This is a genomic window from Komagataeibacter medellinensis NBRC 3288 (genome assembly GCF_000182745.2).
Classification (GTDB): Bacteria; Pseudomonadota; Alphaproteobacteria; order Acetobacterales; family Acetobacteraceae; genus Komagataeibacter; species Komagataeibacter medellinensis.
Genome location: NC_016027.1, coordinates 1345091 through 1371483 on the forward strand (window position 1 = coordinate 1345091; position 26393 = coordinate 1371483).

The following is a 26393-nucleotide window of genomic DNA, read 5'->3' on the forward strand; positions in this document are numbered from 1 at the left end:
ACCCTGTCGGCATGGGTACGACGCCGGACGGCCGAACCGGTAAACCCGGCCTGGCCGTCCTGCCTGTCGCTCAGGGTGTGGCGGCTTTCACCGCCCCAGCATCAAAAGAAGCCGCGCTTCTTTTCACTGTAACTGACCAGCATGTTCTTGGTCTGCTGGTAGTGTTCGAGCACCATCTTGTGGGTCTCACGTCCGATGCCGGACTTCTTGTAACCACCAAATGCCGCATGTGCCGGGTAGACATGGTAACAGTTGATCCACACGCGACCGGCCTCAAGCCCACGGCCCATGCGGTAACAGGTGTTGGCATCGCGGCTCCACACACCCGAGCCGAGGCCAAAGGGGGTGTCGTTGGCGATGGCCAGCGCTTCTTCTTCTGTCTTGAAGGTGGTTACAGCCAGAACCGGGCCAAAGATCTCTTCCTGGAAGATGCGCATCTTGTTGTTGCCCCTGAACACGGTCGGCTGCACGTAGCACCCGTTGTTCAGGTCGCCACCAAGGTCGGGACGACCGCCACCGGTCAGCAGTTCGGCGCCTTCGCCCTTGCCTATATCGATGTAGGACAGGATCTTTTCCTGATGGCCGTGGGAGTTCTGCGCACCCATCATGGTGTTCGGGTCCAGCGGATTGCCCTGGCGGATCGCCTTGATGCGGGGCAGAGCGCGCTCGATGAACTTCTCATAGATGGATTCATGCACCAGAGCACGGCTGGGGCACGAGCAGATCTGCCCCTGGTTGAGCGCAAACATGGTGAAGCCTTCGATCGCCTTGTCCAGGTAATCGTCGTCCTTGTCCATAATATCGGCAAAAAAGATGTTCGGCGACTTGCCACCCAGTTCCAGCGTGGCCGGGATCAGGTGTTCGGCGGCGGCATGCGCGATCATCTTGCCGGTCGGGGTGGAACCGGTGAAGGCGATCTTGGCAATACGGTCGCTGTTGGACAGGGCTGCCCCCACATCCTTGCCCAGGCCGTTGACGATGTTCAGCGTCCCGGGCGGGAACAGATCACCGATCAGTTCCATCAGCACCAGCATGGAAGCAGGCGTGCTTTCGGCAGGCTTCATGACCACGCAGTTACCGGCAACCAGTGCGGGAGCCAGCTTCCACGAACCCATGAGCAGCGGGAAGTTCCACGGAATGATCTGGGCCACGACACCCAGCGGTTCATGGAAATGGTAGGCGATGGTGGTGGCGTCGATCTCACTCAGCGTACCTTCCTGGGCACGGATACAGCCAGCGAAGTAACGGAAATGGTCGATGGCCAGCGGGATGTCGGCGGTCAGGGTCTCGCGGATGGGCTTGCCATTGTCCCATGTCTCGGCGCGGGCGAGAAGATCGAGGTTCTTCTCCATGATATCTGCTGCCTTGAGCAAGATCAGCGCGCGGTCTGCCGGTGCCATGTTGCCCCAGGCGGCCTTGGCCTTGTGCGCGGCATCGAGTGCCAGTTCTACATCGGCTGCGGTGGAAGCGGGCACTTCACACAGCACACGGCCATCAACGGGAGATGTATTGGTCAGATAATGACCATCGACCGGGGCCACCCACTTACCACCGATATAATTGCCATAGCGGGATTTGAACGGCGGGGCTGCCGTAAGGCTGTCTGCTGACATGATAATATTCCTTCAGTACAATCCTTCAAAAAACATAAATTAATAAATTGGTCAGAAATAACCTCATTAATTTCATGTATTTTGAAGATATAAACAAAACGAAGGCATGGATGTGATCCGAAATACAGTAAGGGATGTCTGAATTTACTTCCTAACCTGAAATTGCAGATCATGATCGTGCCAATCAGGTGGATATTATTTCCCTCCAAACCAGACAGTATCGGAACACGCCCCGGCGCAATATCGGGGAACCATCTATATTCATATATATATAGACAGACTTGGTACGACAATCGGAAATAATATAACGTAATCGTGAGGTCTGCATCTGGTGCCATAAGATACACAGTGCAAATTATTATATATCAATATGTTAGTATGTTAAAAAATGGGAAATATTTATTCCTTATGAATTTTATCCAACATGCGTGTGTCCGGGCCATCGCATCATTTTCCTGAGTCGGATCGCCCATGACGTGCTATGGCCGCATACGCAGCCGGGCGACCTCTCACCCGCACCACATGGACAGCGCAGGTTTTCATGATGTGAATTTTTTATTTTGTAATCAACGAAGCAACAGGATGGTCAGTGTTGAGGCTACCGTCCATCTACCGGCCGTGGCAGCATCAGAAACCGTTCTGGAATGAACGACTGATAGAATTTTCCGGGATGCCACTTTTAAAAAGGCTTCCCCAGGAATCTCGTCATGATTTTCAGGCAGTTCAAAAGGGAAAACCTGTTGAACTGCCGGTCAGGGTAATGACGGCATCGCCCTGTATTCAGGAAATGAAGAAGCGGCTCAACCCCAGATCACGCAGCCCCCGGCGATAGGCAATGGAACTGCGGTCAGCAGGAACATGAGCTTCCAGCCGGGGATCAAGTGGCAGGCATTCGGGCTTCTGGGTTTCGACAATGGCTTTATCTTCCTCAAATACGCTCCGGTTAAAGTCATACACATCCTGCACGGGCTGGTCGGTATCGAAATTACGGCATATCGGCGCAAACAGGCGCGTCAGCCGTGCGGAAACGGGAGCTGCCGCATTCATGATCACCAGCCGCCCGTTCTCGGGGAAATATACGGTCAGGGTCGCGGTAAAGGGCAGATGGGTGCGGAAATGACGCAGCCACTCAAACCCGTCATGCCCGTACGCCACACGACCGATGGGGTAGTTAGCAACGGTGCTACGGTATTCGACCTCAAACCCCTTGTCGGTCAATACCGGCCTGTACGACGGCACGACAGGGTTGTCGGCATCGGCAAAGGTCGCGGTATGCACAAAGGCGAAATGGGCCACATCGAGAAACCCTTCCATCTGCCGTCCCGCAAAGCCATGGATGTCGATGGAGGGGCAGACAATCTGCTGGAACCCCACATCTTCCCAGTGCGGCATGAGCGGAATGTCGGCGCTGTCCCGGATCGCGTCGGCATCCTGTGGCCACTGACCATCTGGCCGCAAGCAGGTCCAGATCAGACCATAGCGCCGGATGGCGGGATAGGTGCGCAGGTTCATCTTTGATGGGATGGCGTTATCGGGATGGGCGGGAATGCGCACGCAGCGCCCCGCACCGCCAAAACGAAAACCGTGATAGGCGCAGGCAATGCTGCGGCCATCGCCCGATCCCAGGCTGAGCGGCACGCCACGATGCGGGCACAGGTCATGGGCTATGACAATTTCCTCACCGGCGCGATAGACCACCAGCGGCTCATCAAGCAGCATGGCTGCAAGCGGTTTGTCTCCGACATCGCGCTCAAGCGCCACGGGGTACCAGAAGCGCGCAAGGATCTTCCAGTCATCGGGTTCAAATGTGCAGTTACGGGGAAGCTGGTCAGCAGCGTGCGCGGAAGGGGACATGGCGGTCATCCTGAAGGCGGCGGATGCCCGATTTTTTCCAATGTGCGTATGCACGTATATATCATAATATCGTTTTTATTGTTCGCAAAAAGAGAGCGGATGCGCCGTGCCGGTTTTTTCCCGTTTCATGCGTTATTTCATGGTGGTGGCCCAGTGCGGCTCCATCCGCCGGGCATCGGAAGAACTGCATATCGCGGCTTCCGCCATAGACCGCCAGATATTGCAGGGCGAGGCGGCGCTGGGTGTACCACTGTTCGAGCGGCTGCCTACCGGGCTGCGCCTTACCCCTGCGGGTGAATGCCTGCTGGCGGAAGGGCGGGGATGGATGCGCGGCATGCAGCGCGTGCGCCAGCAGATTGCCGACCTGCAGGGCCTGCGGCGGGGACATGTGACAATCGGCCTGATCGCGGCCCTTGCCTGCGGGCCGGTGCCCCGTCTGGTTCACATGCTGCGTCACAGCCATCCGGGCATTACCATCCGCACCAACATCCTTGACAACCAGGATATCGCGGCCACCGTGACACAAGGTGATGTCGATTATGGCCTGATGCTTGATCCCCCCCCTATGCGCGATCTGGTGGTGGTGAGCAGCACCGGTGTCTCGCTGGGGTTTGTCGCCCTGCCCGGCCACCCCATTGCCGCATTGCACAGCGCACGGATCAGCCTGTGCGCGGCTTATGCGCTGGTCATGCCCGAACCGCCGCTGGCCCTGCGCCACGAACTGGATGGGCTGCTGGCAGGCAGAGACATACCGCTTGAGATCGCGGCATCGGCTGATAATGTGCAGATGATCAAATCCCTTGTTACCGAAGGGTTGGGAGTAGGCATACTGAGCAACCTGGACGTGATGGAAGAAGTGCGTGCGGGCACTCTGTGCTTCATCCCCATTATTGACCCGCGCCTCTCATCCATGGCGCTGGCGCTGGTGACGAACCGCACCCGCTCCGCCTCGTTTGCGGCCCGTCTGGTCATGGGGGAGATGGCGCGCCACCTGTTTGAACCCGCCTGAGCGAATTCCTGCCAGCCCGAAACCACGCACGCCCCATCATGCGGACCGGCAGTGGCCTGACCCTCCCCCGCCAACCCTGCCAGGCATCTGTCAGGCTGATACTTTTCCTTACCGGAACAATAATATCTACCCGTTGGTATGATACGCACGGCCTGATAACATACGCACCAATTATCCGGTCCGCAGGAAAGATGCCGCATGCTTCGTAAAGTCCATCGCTGGATGGGGCTTATCCTCATGCTCCCCCTTATGCTGCAGGGACTGACCGGAGCATTGCTCATCATCATTCCACTACTGCTGCCCGGGCCGCCATCCGTGGGCGATAACGGGCCACGCGCCAGCACGGAGGCCATGATCGCAGCCTCCCGCGCCAGCATGCCGGCGGGCATGATTCCGCTGCGTTTTGCCCCCCCGGCCGAAGGCAGGAGCGCCATCGTGACCTACGGCCCACCGGGGGAGCGCCATCCCACCTTTGAAGTCTTTGTCAATCCGGTCCACCCGGCGGTCATGGGCACCTACACCATTCCGGCCACCATCCGCTTCCTGCACACAGTGCATGCCGACCTGTTCCTACTACCCTATGGCCAGAACGCAACCGGCATCATGGGCATCGTGCTGACGGCCATGGCGGTGACGGGCCTGATCATCTGGTGCCCCTCTACCGCGCTGTGGCAATCCGGCAAATGGCGCCGCACCACCATGGTGTCACGCCGCGCCCGCGGCTTGCGCCTGTGGCGCGAGTTGCATGTCAGCATGGGTTTCTGGCTTTCGGGCATGCTGCTGTTCATGGCGGTCAGCGGGACCATCCTGGCCTTTCCCTTCATGCGGCCACTCTTTGGCGACACCCGCCCGGCCCCGCCCCACCAGCATCTCCCCTCCGCTACCGCGGCACCGGGGGAAGCGGGGCTGGATGCAGCCCTGCAGGCGCTCAGGACCCGCATGCCCGAAGCAACGCTGCTTTCGGTCCAGTTGGGGGACAGTCCGGCCCGGCAGTCGCTTGAGGTCATCCTGCCCACCTATGGCGCCAACCGTCCTGCTTCCATGCATTACGATGCACAGGCCGACAGCCTGCGCCTGACGCGCGACCCCGGTCAGCAACGCAATGGCGAGCGCAGCTTCCAGTGGCTGCACATGATGCATGAAGCCAGACTCGTAGCTCCGCGTCCCGTGGCCATCGTATGGAAAGCCATGGTCCTGGCGTGCGGGGTTGGGCTGGTTTTCTTCTCGTTGTCCGGTGGGGTGATGTGGGTGATGCGCCGCAGGAATTCAGCCCGGCGTAAAGCCCCCGTCATGGCAGACTGAAGATCCCTGCCCACCATGATGGCAGGCTTTTCCCGGTCTTTCAGGACAGGGCTACCCTGTGGCGGGCCTTATAACCGCGCACATTCGCGTAGCCGGGGCAGGTCTATGGCAAGATGATGCATGTCGTGGCGATGAATGACCTTCCTGCGCTCGAGAACGCCCAGCGCACGGCTCACACTTTCGGTCGCGACCCCCATGTAATCCGCTATGTCGGGGCGGCTCATGGGCAGTGTCAGGATGCGTGTCACCGAATCAAAATACTGGTCCTTGCGACAGCATTCCAGCAGGAAGGCCACCACCTTCGTCACAACATCATATTTTGACATCAGGATGATGCGGTGCTGCTGCAGGCTGATCTCGGCCGTTGCCTTGAGCAGGAACCTGTGCTGCATGTGTGGCCGAGCCAGCAGAAGCCCCTGCAGCTTTTCCGTATGGAAGCGTACGATACGCCCCTTGTCCAGCGCATCGGCATTGTTGAAATACCAGCCATCTGGCGCCATGCCGAACACGTCGTGCGCCCAGCGGAAGGCGAGTACCTGCCGCTTTCCGTCCGGCAGGTCATGAGATATCCGCACTACCCCGCTTTCCACCATGTAGATATGCGTTCCGGTGTCGCCCTGCCGGAAAAGCTTGCTGCCCGGCCTGACCGTCACGGCTTCCCCGATTGCCATAAGCGCCGCGTGGTCGGATGGCATCACTGCGCTGTATCCCTGTCCTTCCGGCTTGCCTGGATCACCATCTCGAAGGCAGACCATGTAATATCAAAGAACTGCTTCTTGCCTGCCTCTGTCTCGAACGGCTGCCGGCCCACCAATACCAACCGGAAAGCCCACCCCGCGACCATGCCGGTCAGGCCGTGGGCAAGCTGTTCCAGCCACGCGACCTCCTGCGGGGTGTCACCCTTATTCAGGGCCCTGGCCAGAAGGCTTACGATGTGATCGTAGAAGGTCTTGGCAATCTCGCCTGCCAGACTGTCCAGCAGGGCAGGAATGCGGCGGCCATCCACGATCATGACACGATATGTTTCCACCGTTTCGGGAATGAGGGAGAACTCAAGGAAACGCCACATGAGCTGCCGCAGCGCCTGCACCGGGTCATCAGGAGAAAGGGATGCTTCATGCATGGCATCAAACAGATGGCTGCACCGCGCACGCACGACCGCCTTGAACAGATCTTCCTTGGAATGATAGCGCCGGTAGATGGTCGCCTTGCTACACCCCACCATGCGCGATATCCGTTCCATGGACGTGGCGGCATACCCATCGGCAAGAAAGGCCCGGGTCGCAATGTCGAGTACGGTGCGGTCCAGTTCTTCGGTCCCTTCAACGGAAGGCCGGCCACCGGTTTTATGAGCAGACAGGGCCATTACTTCTCACACTTTCCTACGTTCGGTCACCCCATTGCATCAGGGCTGCGCCTGACGGGCCGCAAGGCGGAAATAAAGCCGCGAGACCTGCCCCGACAACTGGGCACCATGGCTCCGACCGGCAAACTGGATGTCAACGCCCCGTGCGTTTTCCATGTCAATGCCAGTCGTGCCGCGCCCCAGCGTAGCCGTGCCGCCCACCGTCCAGTACGTACCGTTGAAATCCCTGATGCGCGCCAGGTTGCGCACACAACCCAGACCGGACATTCTGGCCCCGCCGAGCGACAGCATGCCCCCACCCCGCACCGTAAAGGGGTAGGCATGTGGCCCGTCATGCAGTACGCCGCGCCCCCACATATATCCCACCATAACCCCCACCTGGCGGGCAGACAGTTCGATGCGGACATCATGCTCCCCGCAGGCCGCCCGAGCAGCGTGGGAAAGTGTGGTGAGTGCCAGCAGGACAGAACAGGCACCTGCCACAAAACGATACGAAAGACCTGCCCGTCCCCGCATCCACCATACGCCTCCCGCCCCATGCGCGCTGCCTGCACCATTGCAACGCCACCAACCGGTCATGCTGCCTCTGTTCATAAAATCCTGCTCTGTCGGGATGGGGCATGCACGGGTCATGCCGCACCATTGATAAAACGGTACGGTATCGTTTTACAAAACCCGCATATTATCTGTCAATGCATTCAATCGGCACGGAATCCCCTTGCCTGGCAGCACCTTTTTACACCGTGCCGGCACCTCACCACAGGCGCACAAGGCATTGTAAAAACCGGCATGGCCACACTGCCCGGCCTATCAGAAAAGCCGGACGCATGGCGGGAGCCAGCGTTACGGGGCCGGACGCGGTCCTTGCCACATCCGCCCGCACCGTTCAGTCGATAGGACCGCGCACTTCCTTCAGGCCGTGGCAGCGGAGCACGAACATGGCCACAAGATAGACCGCAAGCCCACCTGCCGACAGCAAGGCCCCCCCGATACCCAGCGAACCATACCCGAACTGGTTGGCCAGAAGGGCACTGCCCATGGATGCCCCGAGCGCGTTTGCAATATTGAACGCGGAATGGTTGAGGGATGCAGCCAGCGTCTGGGCATCACCCGCAAAATCCATGAGCCGGGTCTGCAAGGCCGGGCCAAGCGCATTTACGAATGCCGGGACCAGCAGCACGTCAATCATCAACCCCACCTCGTTATGCAGCACGGCAGGGAAGACGAGCATGACAACGGCACTCCCCGCCAGTGCGACAAGGGCCGCAAGATCAAGGTTGCGGTCAACCAGCCACGCACCCGCATTCGCGCCGATCAGCATCCCGGCACCGCACACGACCATATAGATCATGATCCGCCATTCGGGCACATGGGTCACGTTCTGCAGCACACTGGTCAGGTAGGTATAGATGGCAAACATGCCGCCAAAGCCGATGGCTGCCGTCAGCAATGTCAGCAGGAGTTGGATATTGGCCAGTGCGCGGATCTCGCGCAGGGGGGAGTTTGCCCTGTTGGGTGTATCGGCGGGAATGTAGCGCCATACGCCCGCAAAGGTCACGAATCCCAGGGCTGCAATGATCAGGTAGGCGATCCGCCAGCCGAAATGATCGGCGGCGAAAGTGGAGAACGGCGCACCCACCAGCGTGGAAATGGCAATGCCGGACAGGATGCGCCCCACAGCCCAACCGCGCCGCGCCCGCTCTACCATGGATGCTCCCACCAGTGCCGATATCCCCATCACCGCCCCATGCGGCAGGCCGGTGATAAAGCGGGCGATTTCCACCAGTCCCGGCGTGGGCATGACCACGCTCAGGATGTTGGCAGTCCCGAACAGCAGGAACAGGATCAGCAGCAGTTCCCGCCGCGACAGTCTCGCCCCCAGGATGGTGATGAGCGGCGCGCCCACCACAACACCCAGCGCGTAGGCCGTAATGGCATGCCCGGCATCGGATGCCGACAGGCCGAGGGATGCCGCGAATTCCGGCAGCATGCCCATGATGCCGAACTCCCCCGTCCCAACCACGAATGTACCGAAAGTCAGGATCAGGAAGGCGGCTTTTGTGCCGTGGGGTGCCGTGATCGGCAATGCTGCACGCGTGGGTGACATCGTTTCTGTCATCTTGATCAAAGTCCGGCAAAAGGAAAACGGGTCAGGCCACAAGGGTTGCCGCGGCAATACGCGCAATCTCAACATCATCGTGCGTACTGGCGCCTGATACGCCAATACCGCCGAGCATGCTGCCATCGGGTGCCCGCAGTACAAGCCCACCGCCAAAGCTGGCCAGGCCGCCATTGGTGTTTTCCAGTGTATAGGCCGCGCCATCAGGGTGGCCGATTTTGGCAAATTCGGCGCTGTCCATCTGGAACAGCACGGCAGTGCGGGCCTTCCTGTTGGCGACATCGATCACACCCAGCGGCGCGCCATCCATGCGGATGAACGCCACGGGCCACGCCGCCGCATCGAGAATGGATATGCATACACTTACCCCGCGCCTGCGGGCTTCAGCGTGGGCGGCATCAAGCATGGTGGTTGCCTGGGACAGTTTCATGGACGTGGTTTCCGTGCCTTATTGGTCAGACAATGCAAAATAGCCCCATCCCGGACCAGGCGTAACGCGCCAATGGACACAATCCCCATTTATTCAACATTATTGAATGGTGGCCTGTTCCACATGCCGCATTATCCATGCCAGACGGACAAGGCGGTAGCGCGGCATCTGCGCCGAAGGGTCAGTCAGGGCAATGCCTGGCCCGCACTTCCGCGTTCTCCCGCCATGGCACCACCACACCGTGTTTGCCCGGTTGGCTGGCCTCCAGGTCCAGGGCATATTCTCTGACCCGGACCACCTTGATCTCATCAAGCACTGTGGCGTTGAGCGCATGGGCGCGGGTTGCATAGACACGCCTGCCCAGGTCGGGCATGAAAGCCAGAGAAGGCAAGCTCCACTGCCGAGCCTTCCAGCGTTTCGCGCCGTTGCAGGCGCGATGCACACACCACCGGGTCGCGTGGCCCCACAATATCCAGATAGACCGCTTCCTCCTCGCTGGACACGCCCGGATAGGCGGTGGCCCCGCTTTCGTGCGCAATGGCCTCAAGGGTCAGGTGCATGCGGGCGCGCAGTCCGTCATCATCACCTGCAATGCGTGAGAGGTTAAGGATACGCCCGCCCAGATGATACGGCCTTCGCTGCACGTAGCCCAACTGGTCCAGCGTCTTGAGGATGTTGTGGACGGTGGTTTCTCCGATGCCCGAAATGGCGTGATCTGCTGCAGGCGCGCTGCCGCCTTACCTGCGCGATGATTTCCAGAATAGCGGCGGAACGCTCTATGGACTGGACCCGTTACGGCACCTTTCCCACAGCCTGCTCTCCCTGCCCCCGCATGGCCGAATGTGCAGTTCCATCGCCCGGCCCCACCATGTCAAGATAACCGTGGCAAGGCTGGAGCGCGGCCATGACACGTCAGCCTGACTGGTCATGCGCCCCTTGGCTGTGGCATATACCCCTCACATGTCATTTCATCAGGGAAATACAACGCAACTGGCCACCGCACGAAATTTTCATGCCTGCTCGTGCATGCTGCCTGCCCCGACAACATGCCCGGGCACCGGGGCGTATCCCGGGCGCCGTCCCGTTCCATCCTTTCCGCTACCCTGCCCCTGTCAGGAGGTATGGGCATCGGGACGCAGGATTGAAGCAAGACAGGCGCGTCCCTTCCCGGCCGCCACATTTTTCTGGAGTTGAGGATGCGCGTTCTTGTTACCGGCACGGCCGGGTTCATCGGCTTTCACGTTGCCCGGCGCCTGCTGCGTGAAGGTCATGAGGTCACGGGCATAGACGGCATGGTCCCCTATTATGACGTGGCGCTGAAACACGCACGCCATGCCATGCTGCGGGAATTCGCGCAATTTACCTGCCATGAATTCATGCTTGAAGATACACAGGCCATTGCGGCCGCATTTGAGCAGAGCCAGCCAGAACTGGTCATCCACCTTGCGGCACAGGCCGGTGTGCGCCACAGCATTGAAAACCCGGGCAGCTACATCAGCGCCAACATCGTGGGAACCTATAACATTCTGGAACAGGTCAGGCAGCACAGGCCCGGCCATGTCATGCTGGCCTCGACCTCGTCCGTCTATGGGGCGAACAGGGAAATACCCTTTGTGGAATCCCAGCGCTGCGACCATCCGCTCAGCCTGTATGCCGCAACCAAGAAGGCGACCGAGGAACTGGGACATTCCTATTCCCATATCTGGGACATCCCGTTCACCGCCTTTCGCTTCTTTACCGTCTATGGCCCGTGGGGGCGGCCGGACATGGCGCTGTTCCGGTTTACCGCCAACACTCTGGCGGGCAAGCCGATTGATGTTTACAATAACGGGATCATGGAACGCGACTTCACCTATATTGACGATCTGGTGGAGGCGATCTGCCTGCTCATGGTCAGACCACCGCTCAGACCGGGCGAGCCTGATCCCGGTGCCAGTCCCGTTGCACCCTACAGGGTAATCAATATCGGCAACAGCCAACCAGTCAGCCTCATGGCGTTCATCGCAGCAATAGAAAAAGCGCTGGGCAGGCCGTGCATCCGCAACTACATGCCCATGCAACCGGGCGACGTACTGCGCACCTGGGCGGACTGCACCGCCCTACGGCAACTGACAGGCTTCTGCCCCGCCACGTCGGTCCAGGACGGGGTTGATGCCTTCGTGGCATGGTACAGGGATTATTACGGGCCTTTCCCCACCACCTGAGTACCCGCGTGCCATCGTGTCGGGACAGTCAGGTCAGGCTGCCTGTTCCCTGCGGGCCAGTATCTCCATCTTCCTGATGGCCTGAAGCCTGCCTTCCACGGGAAGGGAGCGATACAGCGTTATCATGTTCCTTTCATCCTCCGTAACCGTGATGGATGTCCGCTCATGATTCTGCCCGTTGAGAAACACTTCCTCACTGATACCAAATACCCGTGCAATACGCGGCACATGAGCACGGATATGGTTGGCGCGTCCCGTTTCCCAAAAGGCAATGGCCGAACGTGACATCCCCAGCATATCGGCAAATGCCTGCTGGCTCAGACCTGCGGCCCGGCGCAGCAACTGGATGCGCTGCCCGATCTCGCGCGAGGGCGAAAAGCCGTGCAGGCTGGCTGCCGACAGGCCCTCATCGGAAATGGCATGACTTAGCTGTATCCATTTACGAAAGCCCAGCACGGTTGTTGCCTGCGCTTTCCGACCGGAAAGCGAACCGGCCTTCCTGCTGAATGTAATGGCGTTACCACTGATCCGGTCAATAATACGGACCTCGTTACGCGGTGGCGCACCTGTCCATACCTGCCCGGCTTTCAGGGTAAGGGCGTTATTCATGTCCATGGGTTCGGTCCGCCCCGCACCCATCTTCGTCAGGCTGGCACGGGGCATGTGTATGGTCAGGCTGTCAGGCGTTGCAGGTCATCGGTGCCAGTTGCCGGCATATCGGCATAGGGACCGCCCGCAATGATTTCGAGGCAGAGCAGACCCATAAGGGTCGGGTGGCGTGGACCCAGCGCCAGTTCGGCCCGGCCATTGCTCCAGCGGCAACGCCCGTCGCCTGATGCATGCCATCCCTCTGCGACTCCCTTGTCCAGATGGGAAGAAAGCGTATAGGCCACACTCCCCTCAAACAGCCTGATCTCCCCGATCAGCACACCAAGCTGGCGGCGATCATCCACATACGGTCCTATCGCATCACAGGGCCTGCTGGTGCGTGACATGATGCTTACAGAACGCACGCCGGGTGGGATCATGAAGATGGAAAAGCCGCGATTCTGGCGCATCTGCCGGATAACCGCACCATTATCGGCAATCAGATGCACATCCGCATCATGGGTCATTACGGGAGGAGTGACACGGATTTCATGGAGGGTCTCGCGCGCCCGCGTTTCAAACTGGTGATAAAGGGGACCCACCACTTCCGGCGCAACCAGCAGCGGGGCCGCCGCATCTTTAGCCCAGGATCGGACCGGTCCCCTGCCAATGCTGACAATAGTGCCGCTGGAGCGGAAGGTATGGCGGTTCCCCGTATCGAGGTAGCTTTCCGTCAGCATGCCATCGGCCATGATGACGGCATGCTGCTCTGTCTCGATATGGTAATAATCATAGGTGGTAATGGAATGGTCATAGAAAATGGAGCGACCGTTCACCAGCATGCGGACCGGCACGAACCCGCCTTCCAGAAAGAGCGAATGCTCCGCCGTGATCAGCATGTCGCGGTAGGGTATGCCATCGGCAATGGCATCCTTCACGATACGGACGGGATAGCCCGCCTCATCATCGGGCAGGCCCGGACGGACGGTGGCCCGAGCCGTGCCCGTCCAGACGACCCTGCGCGCCTGCGGCTGGCCTGCGGTGTAAGTGACCACCTCATCACCGACATTGATGTCCTGTACCGCCACGTCTCCCGCCGGGGTCCGGATCATGGTGTCGGGCAGGAAACAGACACCAATATCCGTATTCCCGCCCACGTAGCTGATCTGGAGCGGATTATCCGTGCCGCCATCCGCCACGCTGTAGTTACCATTGGCAAGGCTTGCATCGGGAGACATGGAGACCTGATAGGCCGCGACCTCCGACCCGTCGCGTCCGTACAGCGTTATGGTTTTCGTGCTGTCACCAGTTATGGTGTAGTGGTCGATGGGAGCCGTGGTGTTCTTGAGCTGGATGGTATCGAGCGATGGATCGTAATTGTTGAACGTGATCCCTGACACGCCATTGGCGGCAATCAGGTTGAGGGCCGAATTGTCGGCATTGAGCACAAGCGTGCCCCCCCCATCCTTGAAGTTGACCGTGGAACCGGTCAGGATACTAATGAGATTGCTGCCACCATCATACGTACCGCCATAGCCTATGTTGATGGTCGAACCAGCCAGCAGCCCCAGCACCAGATTGCCCGAGAAGGTTGCCGTGCCACCATAGATATTGACGGTATTACCCGAAAGCGCATTGACCAGTATGTTGATGTTGGTATCGCCGCCAATATAATATGTATTGCCGCTGATCGCACTGGCCACGACATTGATGGCGCCTGTACTGCCAGGCATGGAAACGTAATTGCCACCAATAAGACCAACAAGCGTGGTGATGGAATCCGACCCGGTAACCACATCACCCGTTGGCGCCACTTTCAGCTGCAACAGGTCAATACCGGTATTGATCCCGTCCAGGGTCTGGATCGTGTTGCCATCCGCGTCCGTTATCGTAACGTCATAGGATGTTGTCGTCAGCAAGAAGGGAATGCCGATTGTCGTTCCGGTTTCGCTATAGGTTACACCGGACGCCGTGGTGGCTGTGGTCATGTTGATGTCCATACCATTTGCAAGTGATGGTATGTGTTTTCATACAGAAAACAAAAAAAACGGTTAATTTCTCGGTCTGGCCAAAAGAAAAACCATCCCTGGCAGGGCCTGTACTGTCAGGGACCACGCAGGGTATGCCTCTATCTAGAATTCCAGACAGATCTTGCCGAAATGGCGATTGCTTTCCTGATGGCGGAAAGCCGCAACGATCTCCTCAAGCGGGTACACAGCATCAATGACGGGGCGTATGGCCGTGCTGTCAAAAGCCCGCACCATGGCTTGCTGGTCCGCCCTGCACCCCACCAGCACGCCCTGCAGGCGGAACTGTTTCATCAGCATGGGCACGATGGCCAGCTCGCCCGCAACACCGCCCAGAATACCGATAACCGAAATATGCCCCGCAACCCGGACCGCCGCCATGGACTGTTCCAGTGTTGCCGCACCACCAACCTCAATAATGTGGTCAACCCCCTTCCCGTCCGTCAGGTCCCATGCCGTCTGGCCCCACCCGGCATCATGCCGGTAATTGATGACATGGTCCGCACCCAGTGCACGCAGGCGTTCAAGCTTTGCATCGCTGGAGGATGTGGCAATGACTGTCGCCCCAACCATTTTTGCAAACTGCAGGGCAAAGATCGACACCCCCCCCGTGCCCTGTACCAGGACCGTATCGCCCGGCTGGACCTGACCATCGACAAACAGGGCACGCCAGGCGGTCAGGGCCGCTGTTGTCAGTGTGGCGGCCTCGACATCCGACCAGCCACGCGGCGCGTGGGTAAACGATGTTGCCGGTGCGGTGACCTCCTCCCGGGCGTACCCGTCCACGCCATCACCGGGCACCGTGGCAAAACCGATCACATTCGGCCTGCCGGAAAGCCATGTCGGGAAAAACGTGCTGACAACCCTGTCACCGGGCGCAAATTCCGTAACACCTTCCCCCACTTCCAGCACTTCGCCCGCGCCATCGGCCAGAGGAATGCGCGGCATGGATGGCCCCCACATGCCGCTTACAACTGCATAATCATGATAATTGAGCGATGAGGCGTGCAGGCGTACCCTGATTTCACCAGCGCCGGGGGCGGGCGGGGCATGCTGGTGTGAAATAACGACATTCTCGAAACCACCCGGTGGCTGCACCACAACTGTTCTGGGCATTGCTGGTATCTCCCTGGATTTGCGGGTTGTGTATGATCCCTATCAATCAATAATATGCGGGGAACAGTCAAACAGGGCGATGAAAACAGGGAATGGGACAATCCCCAGCCTGGCGGCAACCTGACAGGACTGCATGTATCCGGTCTCATCATGTCCATACCTGTAATAACATAATAGGACACTGCCGCGCCCGTATGGGAGCCGAGATTGACTTCCCTGCCAGTCTGTCCGCATAATAAAGATGGCAATGGACTCTGCCTGATTTCAGCCATGAAATCGAACCGCCCGCCGGGCTGATGATTCCTACCCCGCCATGTTATGCGTGAGGGAGGAGTGCGTCCGTGGTCTGCTGTCCTGCAATTCCCATTCATTTGCCACAAACCGAGGGCAGGCGTGCATGGCCTGCCCTGCGTCATCCCTCCCGTTGTGCATGAACAGGAGAAGCCGCATGCGTATCCTTGTCATCCTTGACTGCCCGGAAACCGCACGCCCAACACTGGAAAGCGCGGGCCAACTGACCAGCCGCCTGACAGGGGCTACAATCCGCGTACTTCACCCGCACCCCGCCCGCGACCCGAATTACCAAAGCCCCGATGAAGGGATGCCCGATACCGCTGCGCGCCAGCGCTTTACACGCATGGTGACCAAACGAACCAGGCAGATCCACCAGATCTATACGGACTGGGCCTGCACGGCAGGCCATGGAAGCGACATGAACTGGAGCGAGCAGGTAGGCGACATCCGTAAGGTCGTGGCTCAAGCGGCGACGAACAGCGACCTTGTCGTTCTGGCACGCCCGCGCACGGGTGCCACCGGGCAGGCCCTGTCCGGGGCGTTATATGATGCACGGGCCGCTGTTGTCCTTGCCCCCATGCAGCATCATGCAACAACCGGGCTGAATCCTGTCGTGGCGTGGCATGCATCACCCGGCCTGGAACGCGCGATTGAAAGCGCATGGCCCCTGCTGGAAAAGGCAGGCAAGATTACGGTCATCATAGGTGAGCATAGACCTGGCACCCAACCGGACCCGCAACTGGTGACCACGCTGCGCCATAAAGGCGTGGCGGTGGAGGTTGTGCATTTTACCATTACGGATACGGATATCGGCACGCAGATCCTGAACCATGCCATTGCAGCACAGGGTGACCTGCTGATCATGGGCGCCTATGGCCGTCCGCATCTTGTTGAATGGCTGTTTGGTGGTGCCACCATGGATATCCTGACCCAGGCCACCATACCCCTTCTGACCCACCACTGAAGCCCGGCAACCCGAGAAAAGAAAGCAACACTGTTCATGTCCACAAATGTGCTATCCACCCTGCTCATTGGTTTTGCCGGTGCCGGGGGCACGCTCCTGCGCTACTGGCTGGGGATGGCAACCGCACGCTGGAGCCAGGTCCTGCCGTGGGGCACCATCATGATCAATGTGACCGGCTCCTTTGCCATCGCGTTCTTCGGCACCCTTACGGCGGCCAATGGTCGGCTGCCCGTGTCGGAAACCGGACGGCTTGTGTTCATGGTCGGGCTTTGCGGAGGATACACCACCTTCTCCTCCTTCAGCCTACAGACTCTTGATCTGCTGCGGAACGGGTCGCCCGCGCGCGCATTGTTCAATATCGGGCTGTCGGTCGGGCTGTGCATGGCCAGTGTCACGGCGGGTTACATGGCGGCACAGGCCATTAATGCAGGCAACCATACCAGTCGGGTCTGAACCGCATCCTGTATCCTACACGGGCGCGAACCCACAATATCAGGCTACAGCTACACAAGACCCGTCGGCCCGCAGTCAAAAGCAGACGCGGCATGGCCCGAAAGCAGGATCGGTCCCACTACAGACCGTGACGGGACGATCTTCAATACCGGTCCTGCGACCACTGGCCGGCAGAGCCTTCAGAATTCCATCGACAGGGTGAAATGATAGACGCGCGGCAAACCGGCATACAGGGTGGAGGCCGCACCGGATGTGCCGCTGGGCGCACCGGTGTAGACCGATGCCCAGTACCGCTCGTTCGTGGCGTTGCTCACGCCAAAACGCGCAACCCATGGGAACTTGGAAACATGGAAGGCATAGCGCGTGCCAAGATCCAGCGTGGTGTACGATCCGGTATGCAGCGTGTTGGTCAGGTTGGCTGCACGGTTGCCCATGTAATGCACGCTTGCATTGAACGCCCAGCCCGAGGCAAACGAACCCAGCGACGCCGGCAGGCGGTAATCCAGCAGCAGGTTGGCCTGCAGCGGGGCGGCCCCCACAATCTCCTTGTTGTTGTAAGTGGCCGTCTTGCTGTTGACCAGTTCCGCATCCAGCCACGTCATGCCTGCCAGGACAGACAGGTTGGGCAGCACTTCACCCGAGATCTGGGCTTCCACCCCGTAATTGCGCTGCGTGCCGCCATATTCATAGGTCTGGCAGTTCGTTGTATGGGTGCAGGTCCCATTGGCTGCGGCAATATACATGGCGTAAGGCGAGGTCATGCGGAAACCGGCAACATTGAACTGCATTTTCTGATAACGCAGCTTGTAACCGACTTCATATTCTTCCGAATGCCCGACCGGCAGTGCAAGATTCGTATTGGTATAGACCGAATTGTTGGGTGTGACAGGACCCGCCTCGGCTGAACGACCATAGGTGAAGTACAGGGTCTGGTTCTGGGTCGGCTTGTATATGACGCTGGCTGTCGGGCTGAAGGTTGCATTGGCCTGGAAGGTTCTCTTGAGCGGGCTGGATGCATTGAGCGCCCCCTTCTGGTCGATCCAGCTCCACGCCAGCGTGCCCATGACCGACCAATGCTTGTTGATCCGCATCGTATCGCCAATGATGAAGGACTGGCTCATGATACTGCTGGATTTATAACGACCCGTATAATAAGGCTGCGTACCGTTGGTCGGGGCCGTACCATACATGTTGTATGTACCCAGGCTCTGGGCACCAGTCACGGCTCTGGTCGGGTTATAATTGCCCATCATGTAGCCATTGGTGCCAATCACCAGGTCATGCGTAAGCGGCCCGGTGTGAACCCGGCCATTGAAATACGCCATGTTACTACCCACGCGGAAATCATCCGCCGTCGTGGTCGCCGTGGCTTTGGATGTATAGAAACCTTCATACCCCTGGGTGGCGCTCAATGTATCGCTTATGCCAAAGGACTGGCGCATGGCATCCTGGTACAGGCCACCCAGCGTAAAGCTCCAGTCCCTGTTGATCTGGTGCCTGATCTTGGCCAGGAAGGTATTGGTTTCCATGTTGTAGCCGCTCCAGTCAGGCGCCATGCGCCGCCCCAGATCGGGCGCTTCGGGCAACTGTCCGCCAATGCCGGTGGGATTGGCAGCAGTACCGGCAGCAATACCAAAGCCGGGTGCCATGCCACGTTCATCATAGGTATAGTGGCTGGCATCGAGTTCAAGGACCGTCTTGGAATCAAAATGGATATCGAAATCGGCGCTGACCATCTCACGCCGGATCCAACTGCCCGGCGCATAGGCCGAACCATTGGCGTGCAGCATGTTCAGGCGATAGCCAAACCAGCCATTGCGGCCAATCCGGCCCGAAATGTCGCCATTGACCGTGGGCGTGCCGATGGAATCCACACCAACTGAAAGCCGTTCGGTACGGCGGTTGGTCGGACGCTTGAGGGTATATTCAAACACACCAGCCGGGTTTTCCGGCCCGTACATGGCCCCGGCCAGACCGTTGAGAACCTGCAGGTTATCAACCCATTCCGCCGGATAGGGCGTGGTGGAAACCACGTTCAGGCCATCAAGACGGGAATTGGCCACCACATCGGCTTCGAACCCACGCGACTGCGGGCGCGATGTATTCGGATCACCACGAATTTCCAACTGAACCGATGGCAGGAATGACGCCATGTCATTAATATTGCGCAACTGCTGGTTGACCACCACATCATGCGTTACACCCATCACGGAATAAGGGGCATCCAGCGTATCGCGGTTACCCAGCGGGCCGAGATAGATGTTCTTGTTCATGTATTTGGCGCCGGTGCCATCCGCCGCATGGTGGCCGTGAACGGTGATCGTCTCGCCATTGGAACCATCCAGTATCCCGGCAATAGGGGCGGTTGTCGCCGGTATGACGCTGGCTGCCACGCCGCCCGGTTTTGCCGGGACCGACTGCTTTACAATTGCCTGCTTACCCGTTTGTTCCGGCTGCACGGATGCTGCGGTTGCCAGCGTCGTTGTTGTCAGCAGCGAGGCGCAAAACGTCGCGGTAACAAGGACAGGATGGAAACGGTCATGCATGGTTCAGAGGTGCCCGAAAGAAAAATATCAAACAAAAGGTAGCTCCTTCTGCACGGCACGAACCAGGATTGTCTATATATATTCATATATATATGTGTATTTTTACAGATATAATCAGAAAGTGATGCCAGAAGAACACAATTGGAGGGTTCGAAAAACCCCTGGTTCTGGCCCTCTGTGTGTGATTCCCTCTCTTCTGTGATGATTGAGGGAATGGCTCATGAAGCAGCCGGGCTTCTTTGATGTGGACGAGCGACTAGCCCGTTTGAGTGGCCTTGGCGATCAGCTCGAAGCGTTTTCTCGGACTGTGGATTTTGAGGTGTTCCGTCCTGATCTGGACAGGGCTCTGGCCTATGCGGACGGAAGTAAAGGTGGCCGTCCCCCGTTTGATCCGGTGCTGATGTTCAAGATCCTGGTGATCCAGACGCTGAACAATCTCTCCGACGAGCGAACGGAGTATCTGATCAACGACCGGCTGTCCTTCATGCGCTTCCTCGGCCTGGCGTTATCGGACCGGGTGCCTGACGCCAAAACGGTCTGGCTGTTCCGTGAACGGCTGACCGAGGCTGGCGCCATCCAGAAGCTGTTCGAGCGCTTTGACGCCACCCTGCGAAACGCCGGGTATCTGCCGATGTCCGGCCAGATCCTGGATGCCACGCTGGTGGCGGCGCCAAAGCAGCGCAATACCAACGCGGAGAAAGTTGATCTTCGGGAAGGCCGCATTCCGCAGGACTGGCAGGACAAGCCTGCCAAGTTGTCCCACAAGGATCGCCATGCGCGATGGACACTGAAGTTCACGAAGGCAAAGCGGCAGGAGGACGGGACGCTCCCGTCCACGGACCTCGCCATTCCGTTCTTTGGCTACAAATCGCATATTTTCATCGATCGAAAGTTTCGACTGATCCGGAAATGGAAAGCGACGGATGCCGCCGCCAGTGATGGTGCCAGGCTGCGCGAGGGCTTGCTCGATAAAACCAATACGGCCTCAAGCGTTTGGGCCGACACCGCGTATCGCTCGAAAGCCAATGAGGACTTCATGGACAAAGAGGGTTTCGTCTCGAAGGTTCACAGGAAAAAGCCGCATCTCAAGCCCATGCCCCGCCATATCCAGCGCTCTAACGCAGGGAAGTCCGTCATCCGATCCCGCGTCGAGCATGTCTTTGCCGATCAGAAATCGCAGACGGGATTGTTCGTCCGGACCGTGGGCATTACCCGGGCCACCATGAGGATTGGCTTGGCCAATATCGTCTACAACATGCGCCGCTTCCTCTTCCTCGAGAGGTTGAACGCGGCCGCGTAGCTATCCCATTGGCGACAGCGTCCGATCTGCTCAAGACGCAGATCAAAAGTCACCCCAAGAACCGTCAATCAGCACGACAAAAGCCTGAAATCAGGAACCACGCGCGCCAATCAACGGTTCTTCGATCCCTCCACCTTCGACGTGTCAGCGGTGCCGTTCATACAGGCAGTTTTCGTGCTCGCCCCATGCGAGCCGTTTTCCTCGCGCCCTGAGCAAGGAGGGATGGTTGACGTCGAAGACGACGACATGGGTATGACGCGAAGGGCGAACGCACCGCGCCCGCAACGGACAGTCGTGGCAATCGCTGGCGCGAGCATGGAAATACTGGAACGCGCCGCGTTGGAGCTTGCCTTTGGGGCGCAGTGTCTTGCGCTGCTTCAGGCCATGACGCGCTTCATTAATTAGCACCGGCAGACATATGGTGTCGGGTCACTCTGCAGGATTCTGCCGACATGTGACTATGCATAATAGGCAGGAAACACCCAAGACTGCATCAGGGCACGATCAAGTGAGGAGAAGCCGCAAATTCAATAAAATTGCAGAGATAACGAATGTTGTCATCCGTTTCTCGATGGCCAAGGAATATTTGTTTCGCAATGCCGTGTTTACCTAACTTTACAGGATAGAGTTTAAAGCGGGAGGCATACTCCTTCACAAGCCAGCGGGGAAGTGCCGCAACGCCCCTTCCATGGGTCACCATCACCAGCATGATGTCCGTCGTTTCAATCTGTTTCTGCTGCCGTGGTCCAATACCAGCTGGTTGTAAGAATTGCGTGTAAATATCAAGTCGTTCAGACGGCACGGGATAGGTAATCAACGTTTCGTCTGCCAGTTGTTCCGGCAAGACAAATTTGGCCTTTCGAAGAGGATGTTCGGGGCCGACAGCCAGCACCAGTTCATAGTCAAATACCGGCGTAAATTTCAGACCGGGTTTGTAAAGTGGATCAGGGGTCACCAGAATATCGATTTCATTACTGAACAGCGCACCGATCCCGCCAAACTGGAATTTCTGTCTTACATCCACATCGACCTTTGGCCATTTCTCCAGATATGGTGAAACGACTTTTAAAAGCCACTGATAACAGGGATGGCATTCCATCCCTATACGCAGTGTACCACGCCCGCCATTTGCGAACTGTTCAAGATGGCTTTCCGCCAGTTCAAATTGTGGGAGCAGACGGTTTGCCAGTGACAAAAGCCATTCACCGGCCTGAGTAAGAACAAGAGATCGCCCCTCCCGCCGCCATATCTTGACGCCAAGCTGTTGTTCAATCTTGCGAATGGAATGGCTAAGCGCAGGTTGGGTCAGGTTCAGACGTGCCCCGGCAGCCGTCAGCGAACCTTCCCGTGCAACTTCCCGAATGATTGTCAAATGACTGCGTTCCAGAATGCTCATGTTCTGTCCGATAAATGCACAAAATTTATATAGATATAAAAATATATCATTCCAGTTCATTTTTATAAACTTCTATCATCGGAAAGCAATCATTCATACGGACACGGATCATGGTCTTCATTGACACTCACGACCATTTTTACTCTGGCTTCAAACAAAGCGTCCAACTTTTCCCTGATATTTTCAAGAAAAAATTGGACGTTGTGAGTACTTGCTACTGACATGACAGAGAGGTTGAGCAACTGGTTCTCAGAAAGGCATATTAACGGATTGTTGTCGCGTAATTCCGAAGCTCCAATTCTGTCTTCGAATTTGTTCCACCGCGAACTGACACAATCGAGCAACGGCTCTGGCACTACTTGTACCCTGCTTTGTCTCGGTGACCTATGGCGCGGGCGGAATCACGCAGGCCGATACTCTCTCCACGGTATTGCGTCTGAAGCAGGAGACAGGCCTCGTTCCCACCGTCCATCTGACCTGTGTCGGTGCAAACCGCGAAGAGGTGGATGACTTTACCCGTCGTTATTGGGATGCTGGTGTTAATCATATCGTGCCCCTTCATGACGATTTTTCTACAGGCACTACTGATTACACTTCGAGACCAGGGGGTTATACCTATGCCAGCGATCTTGTCGCTGATCTGCATCTCATCGCGGATTTTGATATCTCTGTGGCCGCCTGCCCTGAAATTCACCCTGCGGCGTCAAGCCCGGAAGCTAGGCTCAGGACCCATTGATTTGTGTAGGGAATTTTGCTTCAGGTTCTGCAAGGAGACTGAAGATGAGCGACCTGTTTTGGCTGACGGATGAACAGATGGAGCGTCTGCGGCCGTTCTTTCCCAAGAGCCATGGTAAACCTCGCGTTGATGACCGCCGCGTGCTGAGCGGCATCATTTTTGTGAACCGCAATGGTATGCGCTGGCGTGATGCGCCCCGGGAATACGGTCCGCACAAGACGCTCTACAACCGTTGGAAGCGTTGGGGCGACATGGGCATTTTCATGCGAATGATGGATGGCCTGTCTACCGCGAAGGCTGAGCCTCAGACTATTATGATTGATGCGACCTATCTCAAGGCACACCACACGGCTTCAAGCCTGCGGTTAAAAAAGGGGATCCAGGCCGCCTGATCGGACGCACTAAAGGGGGCATGAACACCAAGCTGCATGCGGTTACCGATCAGAACGGACGACCGCTGAGCTTCTTTATGACAGCCGGACAGATCAGTGATTACACCGGAGCCTCTGCTCTGCTGGACAGCCTTCCCATGGCACAGTGGTTGCTGGCGGATCGGGGTTATGATGCTGACTGGTTCCGGGATGCTCTGGAGGAAAAAGGGATCAGGCCCTGCATTCCGGGAAGAAGATCCCGCGGAAAACCAGTCAAATACGACAAGCGAAAATACAAAAGACGCAACCGCATCGAAATCATGTTCGGCCGCCTCAAGGACTGGCGGCAGGTCGCAACACGCTATGACAGATGCCCGAACGTCTTCTTCTCAGCCATCTGCCTCGCTGCAACCGTCATCTTCTGGCTATGAGTCCTGAGCCTAGCACTACAGTTGCATTTTGTGTCGTGAGTGAGCGCGGATAGCACTGGCCTGATGCGTTCGTCGAAAGACGGACCATCTGAGGATGTGAGAGACGGGTAGTCTGCGTTGTGCAAGTTTTACGACGAGGCGCCTGATCTCCTGAATGGACCAGCGGACAAGGACTGTCGTGTTCTGAGTTGTGTTTTTTTCGGTTTCAGTGAGTTTGCCTGGTAACGGACACTGGCCATGACGGCATAGGCCAGCATGACCAGAGAGACGTGCCGATGCCAACCATGCCAGGAGCGGGTCTCGTTATGATCAAGACCAAATTCGTTTTTGGCCGTCTCGAACCCTTCTTCGATCCTCCAGCGCGTCCCTTCAACGTTCACCAGTTCCTGCGTGGTTGTCCCTTTCGGGCTCCAGGTCGTAAAATAGGCAAGGTCCCCGTCAGCGATGTTTCGGCGGATCAACAGGCCACGTGTCCATGGTCCGGCTATAGGGCAGTCAAATTCTTCAGCATCCAGATCAGCAAGCGGAAGATACGCCCAGTCATAAAGTCGCTCACCTTTTGTGCCGTGCCCCGCTGACAGACGACGCCAGGCCTGGTCTGGCAGTCCTGCTGCAATATCTTTCGCCTCTCCGGCAATCAGCGGTTCCGTTGCCCATGATCCGAACCAGTGATTGCCCTTGACCCCAAGCACATATCCAATTCCTGCCCGGCGAAGCGTGCGTTCTACGTCGCCCACGCCATACACGCTGTCTGCTGCAACCCAGCGGAACGGCACACCGGCCTCAATACTTCGCTCAATCATCATCGAGGCTAACGCCGGTTTGGTTGCAAACACCACGTCATCGGGAACGTGGGCCCGCTTCAGACGCTCAGGCTTTGATGTCCAGTCTTTCGGGAGATACAGGGCGCGGTCAATAAAGGCATGCCCCCGTTCCGAAACATAAGCGCCAAACACACCAATCTGGCAGTTCGTGATCTTGCCGGCAGATCCCGTATACTGCCGCCCCACACCGCAGGACGCCTGACCCTTCTTCAGAAAACCGGTCTCATCAATGACCAGCACGCCCTCTTCAGTGCCCAGATGCTCAATCACATAATCCCTGACGACGTCACGAAGGGCATCGGCATCCCAGTGCCCGCGTCCCAGAAGCGCCTGCTGCCGCCATGGACCAGGATCTCCTGCGGCTTCCGCTCGCATCCATCCCGTCTTGCGTGGTTCATTGCCAATCAAAACATCAAGAAAAGCACAGGCCGAATCTACGACACGTTTTTGCGTGAACAGCGGCGCCATCCGATCCTTGGCGGACCGAAGCGAGCGCGCCCATAATTCCAGCGTCTCTTCAACAGACGTACCGCCACTCATCATATCCTGAATCATGGTTACCCATAGATTCAGAACTCAACACAAAATGCAACTGTAGTGCTAGGCTCAGGACCCATTGATTTATGTAGGGAATTTTGCTTCAGGCTCTGCAAGGAGACTGAAGATGAGCGACCTGTTTTGGCTGACGGATGAACAGATGGAGCGTCTGCGGCCGTTCTTTCCCAAGAGCCACGGTAAACCGCGCGTTGATGACCGCCGCGTGCTGAGCGGCATCATTTTTGTGAACCGCAATGGTATGCGCTGGCGTGATGCGCCCCGAGAATACGGTCCGCACAAGACGCTCTACAACCGTTGGAAGCGTTGGGGCGACATGGGCATTTTCATGCGGATGATGGATGGCCTGTCTACCGCGAAGGCTGAGCCTCAGACTATTATGATTGATGCGACCTATCTCAAGGCACACCGCACGGCTTCAAGCCTGCGGTTAAAAAAGGGGATCCAGGCCGCCTGATCGGACGCACTAAAGGGGGCATGAACACCAAGCTGCATGCGGTTACCGATCAGAACGGACGACCGCTGGGCTTCTTTATGACAGCCGGACAGATCAGTGATTACACCGGAGCCTCTGCTCTGCTGGACAGCCTTCCCATGGCACAGTGGTTGCTGGCGGATCGGGGTTATGATGCTGACTGGTTCCGGGATGCTCTGGAGGAAAAAGGGATCAGGCCCTGCATTCCGGGAAGAAGATCCCGCGGAAAACCAGTCAAATACGACAAGCGAAAATACAAAAGACGCAACCGCATCGAAATCATGTTCGGCCGCCTCAAAGACTGGCGGCGGGTCGCAACACGCTATGACAGATGCCCGAACGTCTTCTTCTCAGCCATCTGCCTCGCTGCAACCGTCATCTTCTGGCTATGAGTCCTGAGCCTAGCAGTATCCGTTGTGA

The 26393-nt window shown here is 57.9% G+C and carries 23 protein-coding genes and 1 riboswitch; of the genes, 9 read left to right on the plus strand and 14 right to left on the minus strand.

Features of this window, described 5'->3' with window-relative positions:
• Positions 1-101: 101 nt before the first annotated feature.
• Positions 102-1613 carry an aldehyde dehydrogenase family protein gene (locus GLX_RS06140; RefSeq protein ID WP_014105135.1) on the minus strand — a complete coding sequence of 504 codons (1512 nt, stop codon included), beginning with the start codon at positions 1611-1613 and terminating at the stop codon, positions 102-104.
• A gap of 780 nt (positions 1614-2393) precedes the next feature.
• Positions 2394-3476: an aromatic ring-hydroxylating oxygenase subunit alpha gene (locus GLX_RS06145; RefSeq protein ID WP_014105136.1), complete on the minus strand. Its 1083-nt coding sequence runs from the start codon at positions 3474-3476 to the stop codon at positions 2394-2396.
• A gap of 97 nt (positions 3477-3573) precedes the next feature.
• Between GLX_RS06145 and GLX_RS06150 the strand changes: the two genes are divergently transcribed.
• Positions 3574-4476: a LysR family transcriptional regulator gene (locus GLX_RS06150; RefSeq protein WP_014105137.1), complete on the plus strand. Its 903-nt coding sequence runs from the start codon at positions 3574-3576 to the stop codon at positions 4474-4476.
• Positions 4477-4674: 198 nt separating this feature from the next.
• A complete protein-coding gene (locus GLX_RS06155; RefSeq protein WP_014105138.1) occupies positions 4675-5778 on the plus strand; it encodes a PepSY-associated TM helix domain-containing protein in 1104 nt (367 codons plus the stop codon).
• A 68-nt stretch (positions 5779-5846) separates the two neighbouring features.
• Here GLX_RS06155 and GLX_RS06160 read toward each other — a convergent pair whose 3' ends face one another.
• The 6 genes from GLX_RS06160 to GLX_RS18940 all read right to left on the minus strand — a co-directional run bounded on the left by GLX_RS06160 (position 5847) and on the right by GLX_RS18940 (position 10337).
• Positions 5847-6473 (minus strand): Crp/Fnr family transcriptional regulator, encoded by a 627-nt coding sequence (locus GLX_RS06160; RefSeq protein ID WP_014105139.1) that lies wholly within the window; start codon positions 6471-6473, stop codon positions 5847-5849.
• Positions 6473-7144: a TetR/AcrR family transcriptional regulator gene (locus GLX_RS06165; protein WP_014105140.1), complete on the minus strand. Its 672-nt coding sequence runs from the start codon at positions 7142-7144 to the stop codon at positions 6473-6475. Before GLX_RS06165 ends, GLX_RS06160 begins: the two co-directional genes overlap by 1 nt.
• A gap of 39 nt (positions 7145-7183) precedes the next feature.
• The gene (locus tag GLX_RS06170) at positions 7184-7738 is read right to left on the minus strand and encodes a hypothetical protein (RefSeq protein ID WP_231850412.1); all 555 of its coding nucleotides are present in this window, start codon (positions 7736-7738) and stop codon (positions 7184-7186) included.
• A 292-nt stretch (positions 7739-8030) separates the two neighbouring features.
• Positions 8031-9263: an MFS transporter gene (locus GLX_RS06175; protein ID WP_014105142.1), complete on the minus strand. Its 1233-nt coding sequence runs from the start codon at positions 9261-9263 to the stop codon at positions 8031-8033.
• 31 nt (positions 9264-9294) lie between these two features.
• Entirely contained in the window at positions 9295-9693 is a 399-nt protein-coding gene (locus GLX_RS06180) for a GlcG/HbpS family heme-binding protein (protein WP_014105143.1), read from the minus strand.
• Positions 9694-10001: 308 nt separating this feature from the next.
• Positions 10002-10337 carry a hypothetical protein gene (locus GLX_RS18940; RefSeq protein ID WP_231850413.1) on the minus strand — a complete coding sequence of 112 codons (336 nt, stop codon included), beginning with the start codon at positions 10335-10337 and terminating at the stop codon, positions 10002-10004.
• 552 nt (positions 10338-10889) lie between these two features.
• Here GLX_RS18940 and GLX_RS06190 point away from each other — a divergent pair.
• The gene (locus tag GLX_RS06190; RefSeq protein WP_014105145.1) at positions 10890-11897 is read left to right on the plus strand and encodes an NAD-dependent epimerase/dehydratase family protein; all 1008 of its coding nucleotides are present in this window, start codon (positions 10890-10892) and stop codon (positions 11895-11897) included.
• Between the two features lie 33 nt (positions 11898-11930).
• Here GLX_RS06190 and GLX_RS17055 read toward each other — a convergent pair whose 3' ends face one another.
• The 3 genes from GLX_RS17055 to GLX_RS06205 form a co-directional block, all read right to left on the minus strand.
• A complete protein-coding gene (locus GLX_RS17055; protein WP_014105146.1) occupies positions 11931-12560 on the minus strand; it encodes a helix-turn-helix domain-containing protein in 630 nt (209 codons plus the stop codon).
• A gap of 8 nt (positions 12561-12568) precedes the next feature.
• Positions 12569-14473: a Hint domain-containing protein gene (locus tag GLX_RS06200; protein ID WP_041247661.1), complete on the minus strand. Its 1905-nt coding sequence runs from the start codon at positions 14471-14473 to the stop codon at positions 12569-12571.
• Positions 14474-14617: 144 nt separating this feature from the next.
• Positions 14618-15628 carry a zinc-dependent alcohol dehydrogenase family protein gene (locus GLX_RS06205; protein ID WP_014105148.1) on the minus strand — a complete coding sequence of 337 codons (1011 nt, stop codon included), beginning with the start codon at positions 15626-15628 and terminating at the stop codon, positions 14618-14620.
• A gap of 234 nt (positions 15629-15862) precedes the next feature.
• Positions 15863-15941, plus strand: a riboswitch (Fluoride riboswitch).
• A gap of 135 nt (positions 15942-16076) precedes the next feature.
• On the opposite strand from GLX_RS06205, the gene GLX_RS06210 reads away from it, so the two are divergent.
• Both GLX_RS06210 and GLX_RS06215 read left to right on the plus strand, forming a co-directional pair.
• A complete protein-coding gene (locus GLX_RS06210) occupies positions 16077-16886 on the plus strand; it encodes a universal stress protein (RefSeq protein ID WP_041247225.1) in 810 nt (269 codons plus the stop codon).
• Between the two features lie 36 nt (positions 16887-16922).
• On the plus strand, positions 16923-17339 hold the full coding sequence (locus GLX_RS06215; protein WP_014105150.1) for a CrcB family protein: 417 nt from the start codon (positions 16923-16925) through the stop codon (positions 17337-17339).
• A gap of 179 nt (positions 17340-17518) precedes the next feature.
• Here the strand turns inward: GLX_RS06215 and GLX_RS06220 are convergent, their stop codons facing one another.
• The gene (locus tag GLX_RS06220) at positions 17519-19885 is read right to left on the minus strand and encodes a TonB-dependent siderophore receptor (RefSeq protein ID WP_014105151.1); all 2367 of its coding nucleotides are present in this window, start codon (positions 19883-19885) and stop codon (positions 17519-17521) included.
• Positions 19886-20105: 220 nt separating this feature from the next.
• On the opposite strand from GLX_RS06220, the gene GLX_RS06225 reads away from it, so the two are divergent.
• Entirely contained in the window at positions 20106-21185 is a 1080-nt protein-coding gene (locus GLX_RS06225) for an IS5 family transposase (RefSeq protein ID WP_014105152.1), read from the plus strand.
• Positions 21186-21678: 493 nt separating this feature from the next.
• Here GLX_RS06225 and GLX_RS06235 read toward each other — a convergent pair whose 3' ends face one another.
• Entirely contained in the window at positions 21679-22581 is a 903-nt protein-coding gene (locus tag GLX_RS06235; protein WP_041247227.1) for a LysR family transcriptional regulator, read from the minus strand.
• Between the two features lie 379 nt (positions 22582-22960).
• Here GLX_RS06235 and GLX_RS17060 point away from each other — a divergent pair, with 379 nt between their 5' ends.
• Together GLX_RS17060 and GLX_RS18705 are read left to right on the plus strand one after the other, a co-directional pair.
• A complete protein-coding gene (locus GLX_RS17060; protein ID WP_231850414.1) occupies positions 22961-23317 on the plus strand; it encodes a methylenetetrahydrofolate reductase in 357 nt (118 codons plus the stop codon).
• A 44-nt stretch (positions 23318-23361) separates the two neighbouring features.
• Positions 23362-24119, plus strand: a protein-coding gene (locus GLX_RS18705) for an IS5 family transposase (protein WP_193360659.1) whose coding sequence is annotated in 2 segments (ribosomal slippage) — positions 23362-23683 and positions 23683-24119 — 759 coding nt in all. Because the reading frame shifts where the segments join, the coding sequence is not laid out codon by codon here.
• A gap of 128 nt (positions 24120-24247) precedes the next feature.
• On the opposite strand, the gene GLX_RS06255 is transcribed toward GLX_RS18705, so the two are convergent.
• A complete protein-coding gene (locus GLX_RS06255) occupies positions 24248-25498 on the minus strand; it encodes an IS701-like element IS1452 family transposase (RefSeq protein WP_012812328.1) in 1251 nt (416 codons plus the stop codon).
• Positions 25499-25607: 109 nt separating this feature from the next.
• On the opposite strand from GLX_RS06255, the gene GLX_RS17070 reads away from it, so the two are divergent.
• Positions 25608-26365, plus strand: a protein-coding gene (locus GLX_RS17070; RefSeq protein ID WP_148268543.1) for an IS5 family transposase whose coding sequence is annotated in 2 segments (ribosomal slippage) — positions 25608-25929 and positions 25929-26365 — 759 coding nt in all. Because the reading frame shifts where the segments join, the coding sequence is not laid out codon by codon here.
• Positions 26366-26393: the final 28 nt, after the last annotated feature.

Bases quoted from the DNA above. Each gene is read 5' to 3' on its own strand.
- GLX_RS06235 (WP_041247227.1), bottom strand. From the start codon at position 22,581: ATGAGCATTCTGGAACGCAGTCATTTGACAATCATTCGGGAAGTTGCA.
- GLX_RS06220 (WP_014105151.1), bottom strand. From the start codon at position 19,885: ATGCATGACCGTTTCCATCCTGTCCTTGTTACCGCGACGTTTTGCGCC.
- GLX_RS06210 (WP_041247225.1), top strand. From the start codon at position 16,077: ATGCGTATCCTTGTCATCCTTGACTGCCCGGAAACCGCACGCCCAACA.
- GLX_RS06225 (WP_014105152.1), top strand. From the start codon at position 20,106: ATGAAGCAGCCGGGCTTCTTTGATGTGGACGAGCGACTAGCCCGTTTG.
- GLX_RS06255 (WP_012812328.1), bottom strand. From the start codon at position 25,498: ATGATTCAGGATATGATGAGTGGCGGTACGTCTGTTGAAGAGACGCTG.
- GLX_RS06190 (WP_014105145.1), top strand. From the start codon at position 10,890: ATGCGCGTTCTTGTTACCGGCACGGCCGGGTTCATCGGCTTTCACGTT.
- GLX_RS06160 (WP_014105139.1), bottom strand. From the start codon at position 6,473: ATGCCATCCGACCACGCGGCGCTTATGGCAATCGGGGAAGCCGTGACG.
- GLX_RS06180 (WP_014105143.1), bottom strand. From the start codon at position 9,693: ATGAAACTGTCCCAGGCAACCACCATGCTTGATGCCGCCCACGCTGAA.
- GLX_RS06165 (WP_014105140.1), bottom strand. From the start codon at position 7,144: ATGGCCCTGTCTGCTCATAAAACCGGTGGCCGGCCTTCCGTTGAAGGG.
- GLX_RS06175 (WP_014105142.1), bottom strand. From the start codon at position 9,263: ATGACAGAAACGATGTCACCCACGCGTGCAGCATTGCCGATCACGGCA.
- GLX_RS06215 (WP_014105150.1), top strand. From the start codon at position 16,923: ATGTCCACAAATGTGCTATCCACCCTGCTCATTGGTTTTGCCGGTGCC.
- GLX_RS06205 (WP_014105148.1), bottom strand. From the start codon at position 15,628: ATGCCCAGAACAGTTGTGGTGCAGCCACCGGGTGGTTTCGAGAATGTC.
- GLX_RS06170 (WP_231850412.1), bottom strand. From the start codon at position 7,738: ATGAACAGAGGCAGCATGACCGGTTGGTGGCGTTGCAATGGTGCAGGC.
- GLX_RS17055 (WP_014105146.1), bottom strand. From the start codon at position 12,560: ATGCCCCGTGCCAGCCTGACGAAGATGGGTGCGGGGCGGACCGAACCC.
- GLX_RS06200 (WP_041247661.1), bottom strand. From the start codon at position 14,473: ATGACCACAGCCACCACGGCGTCCGGTGTAACCTATAGCGAAACCGGA.
- GLX_RS06145 (WP_014105136.1), bottom strand. From the start codon at position 3,476: ATGACCGCCATGTCCCCTTCCGCGCACGCTGCTGACCAGCTTCCCCGT.
- GLX_RS06140 (WP_014105135.1), bottom strand. From the start codon at position 1,613: ATGTCAGCAGACAGCCTTACGGCAGCCCCGCCGTTCAAATCCCGCTAT.
- GLX_RS06155 (WP_014105138.1), top strand. From the start codon at position 4,675: ATGCTTCGTAAAGTCCATCGCTGGATGGGGCTTATCCTCATGCTCCCC.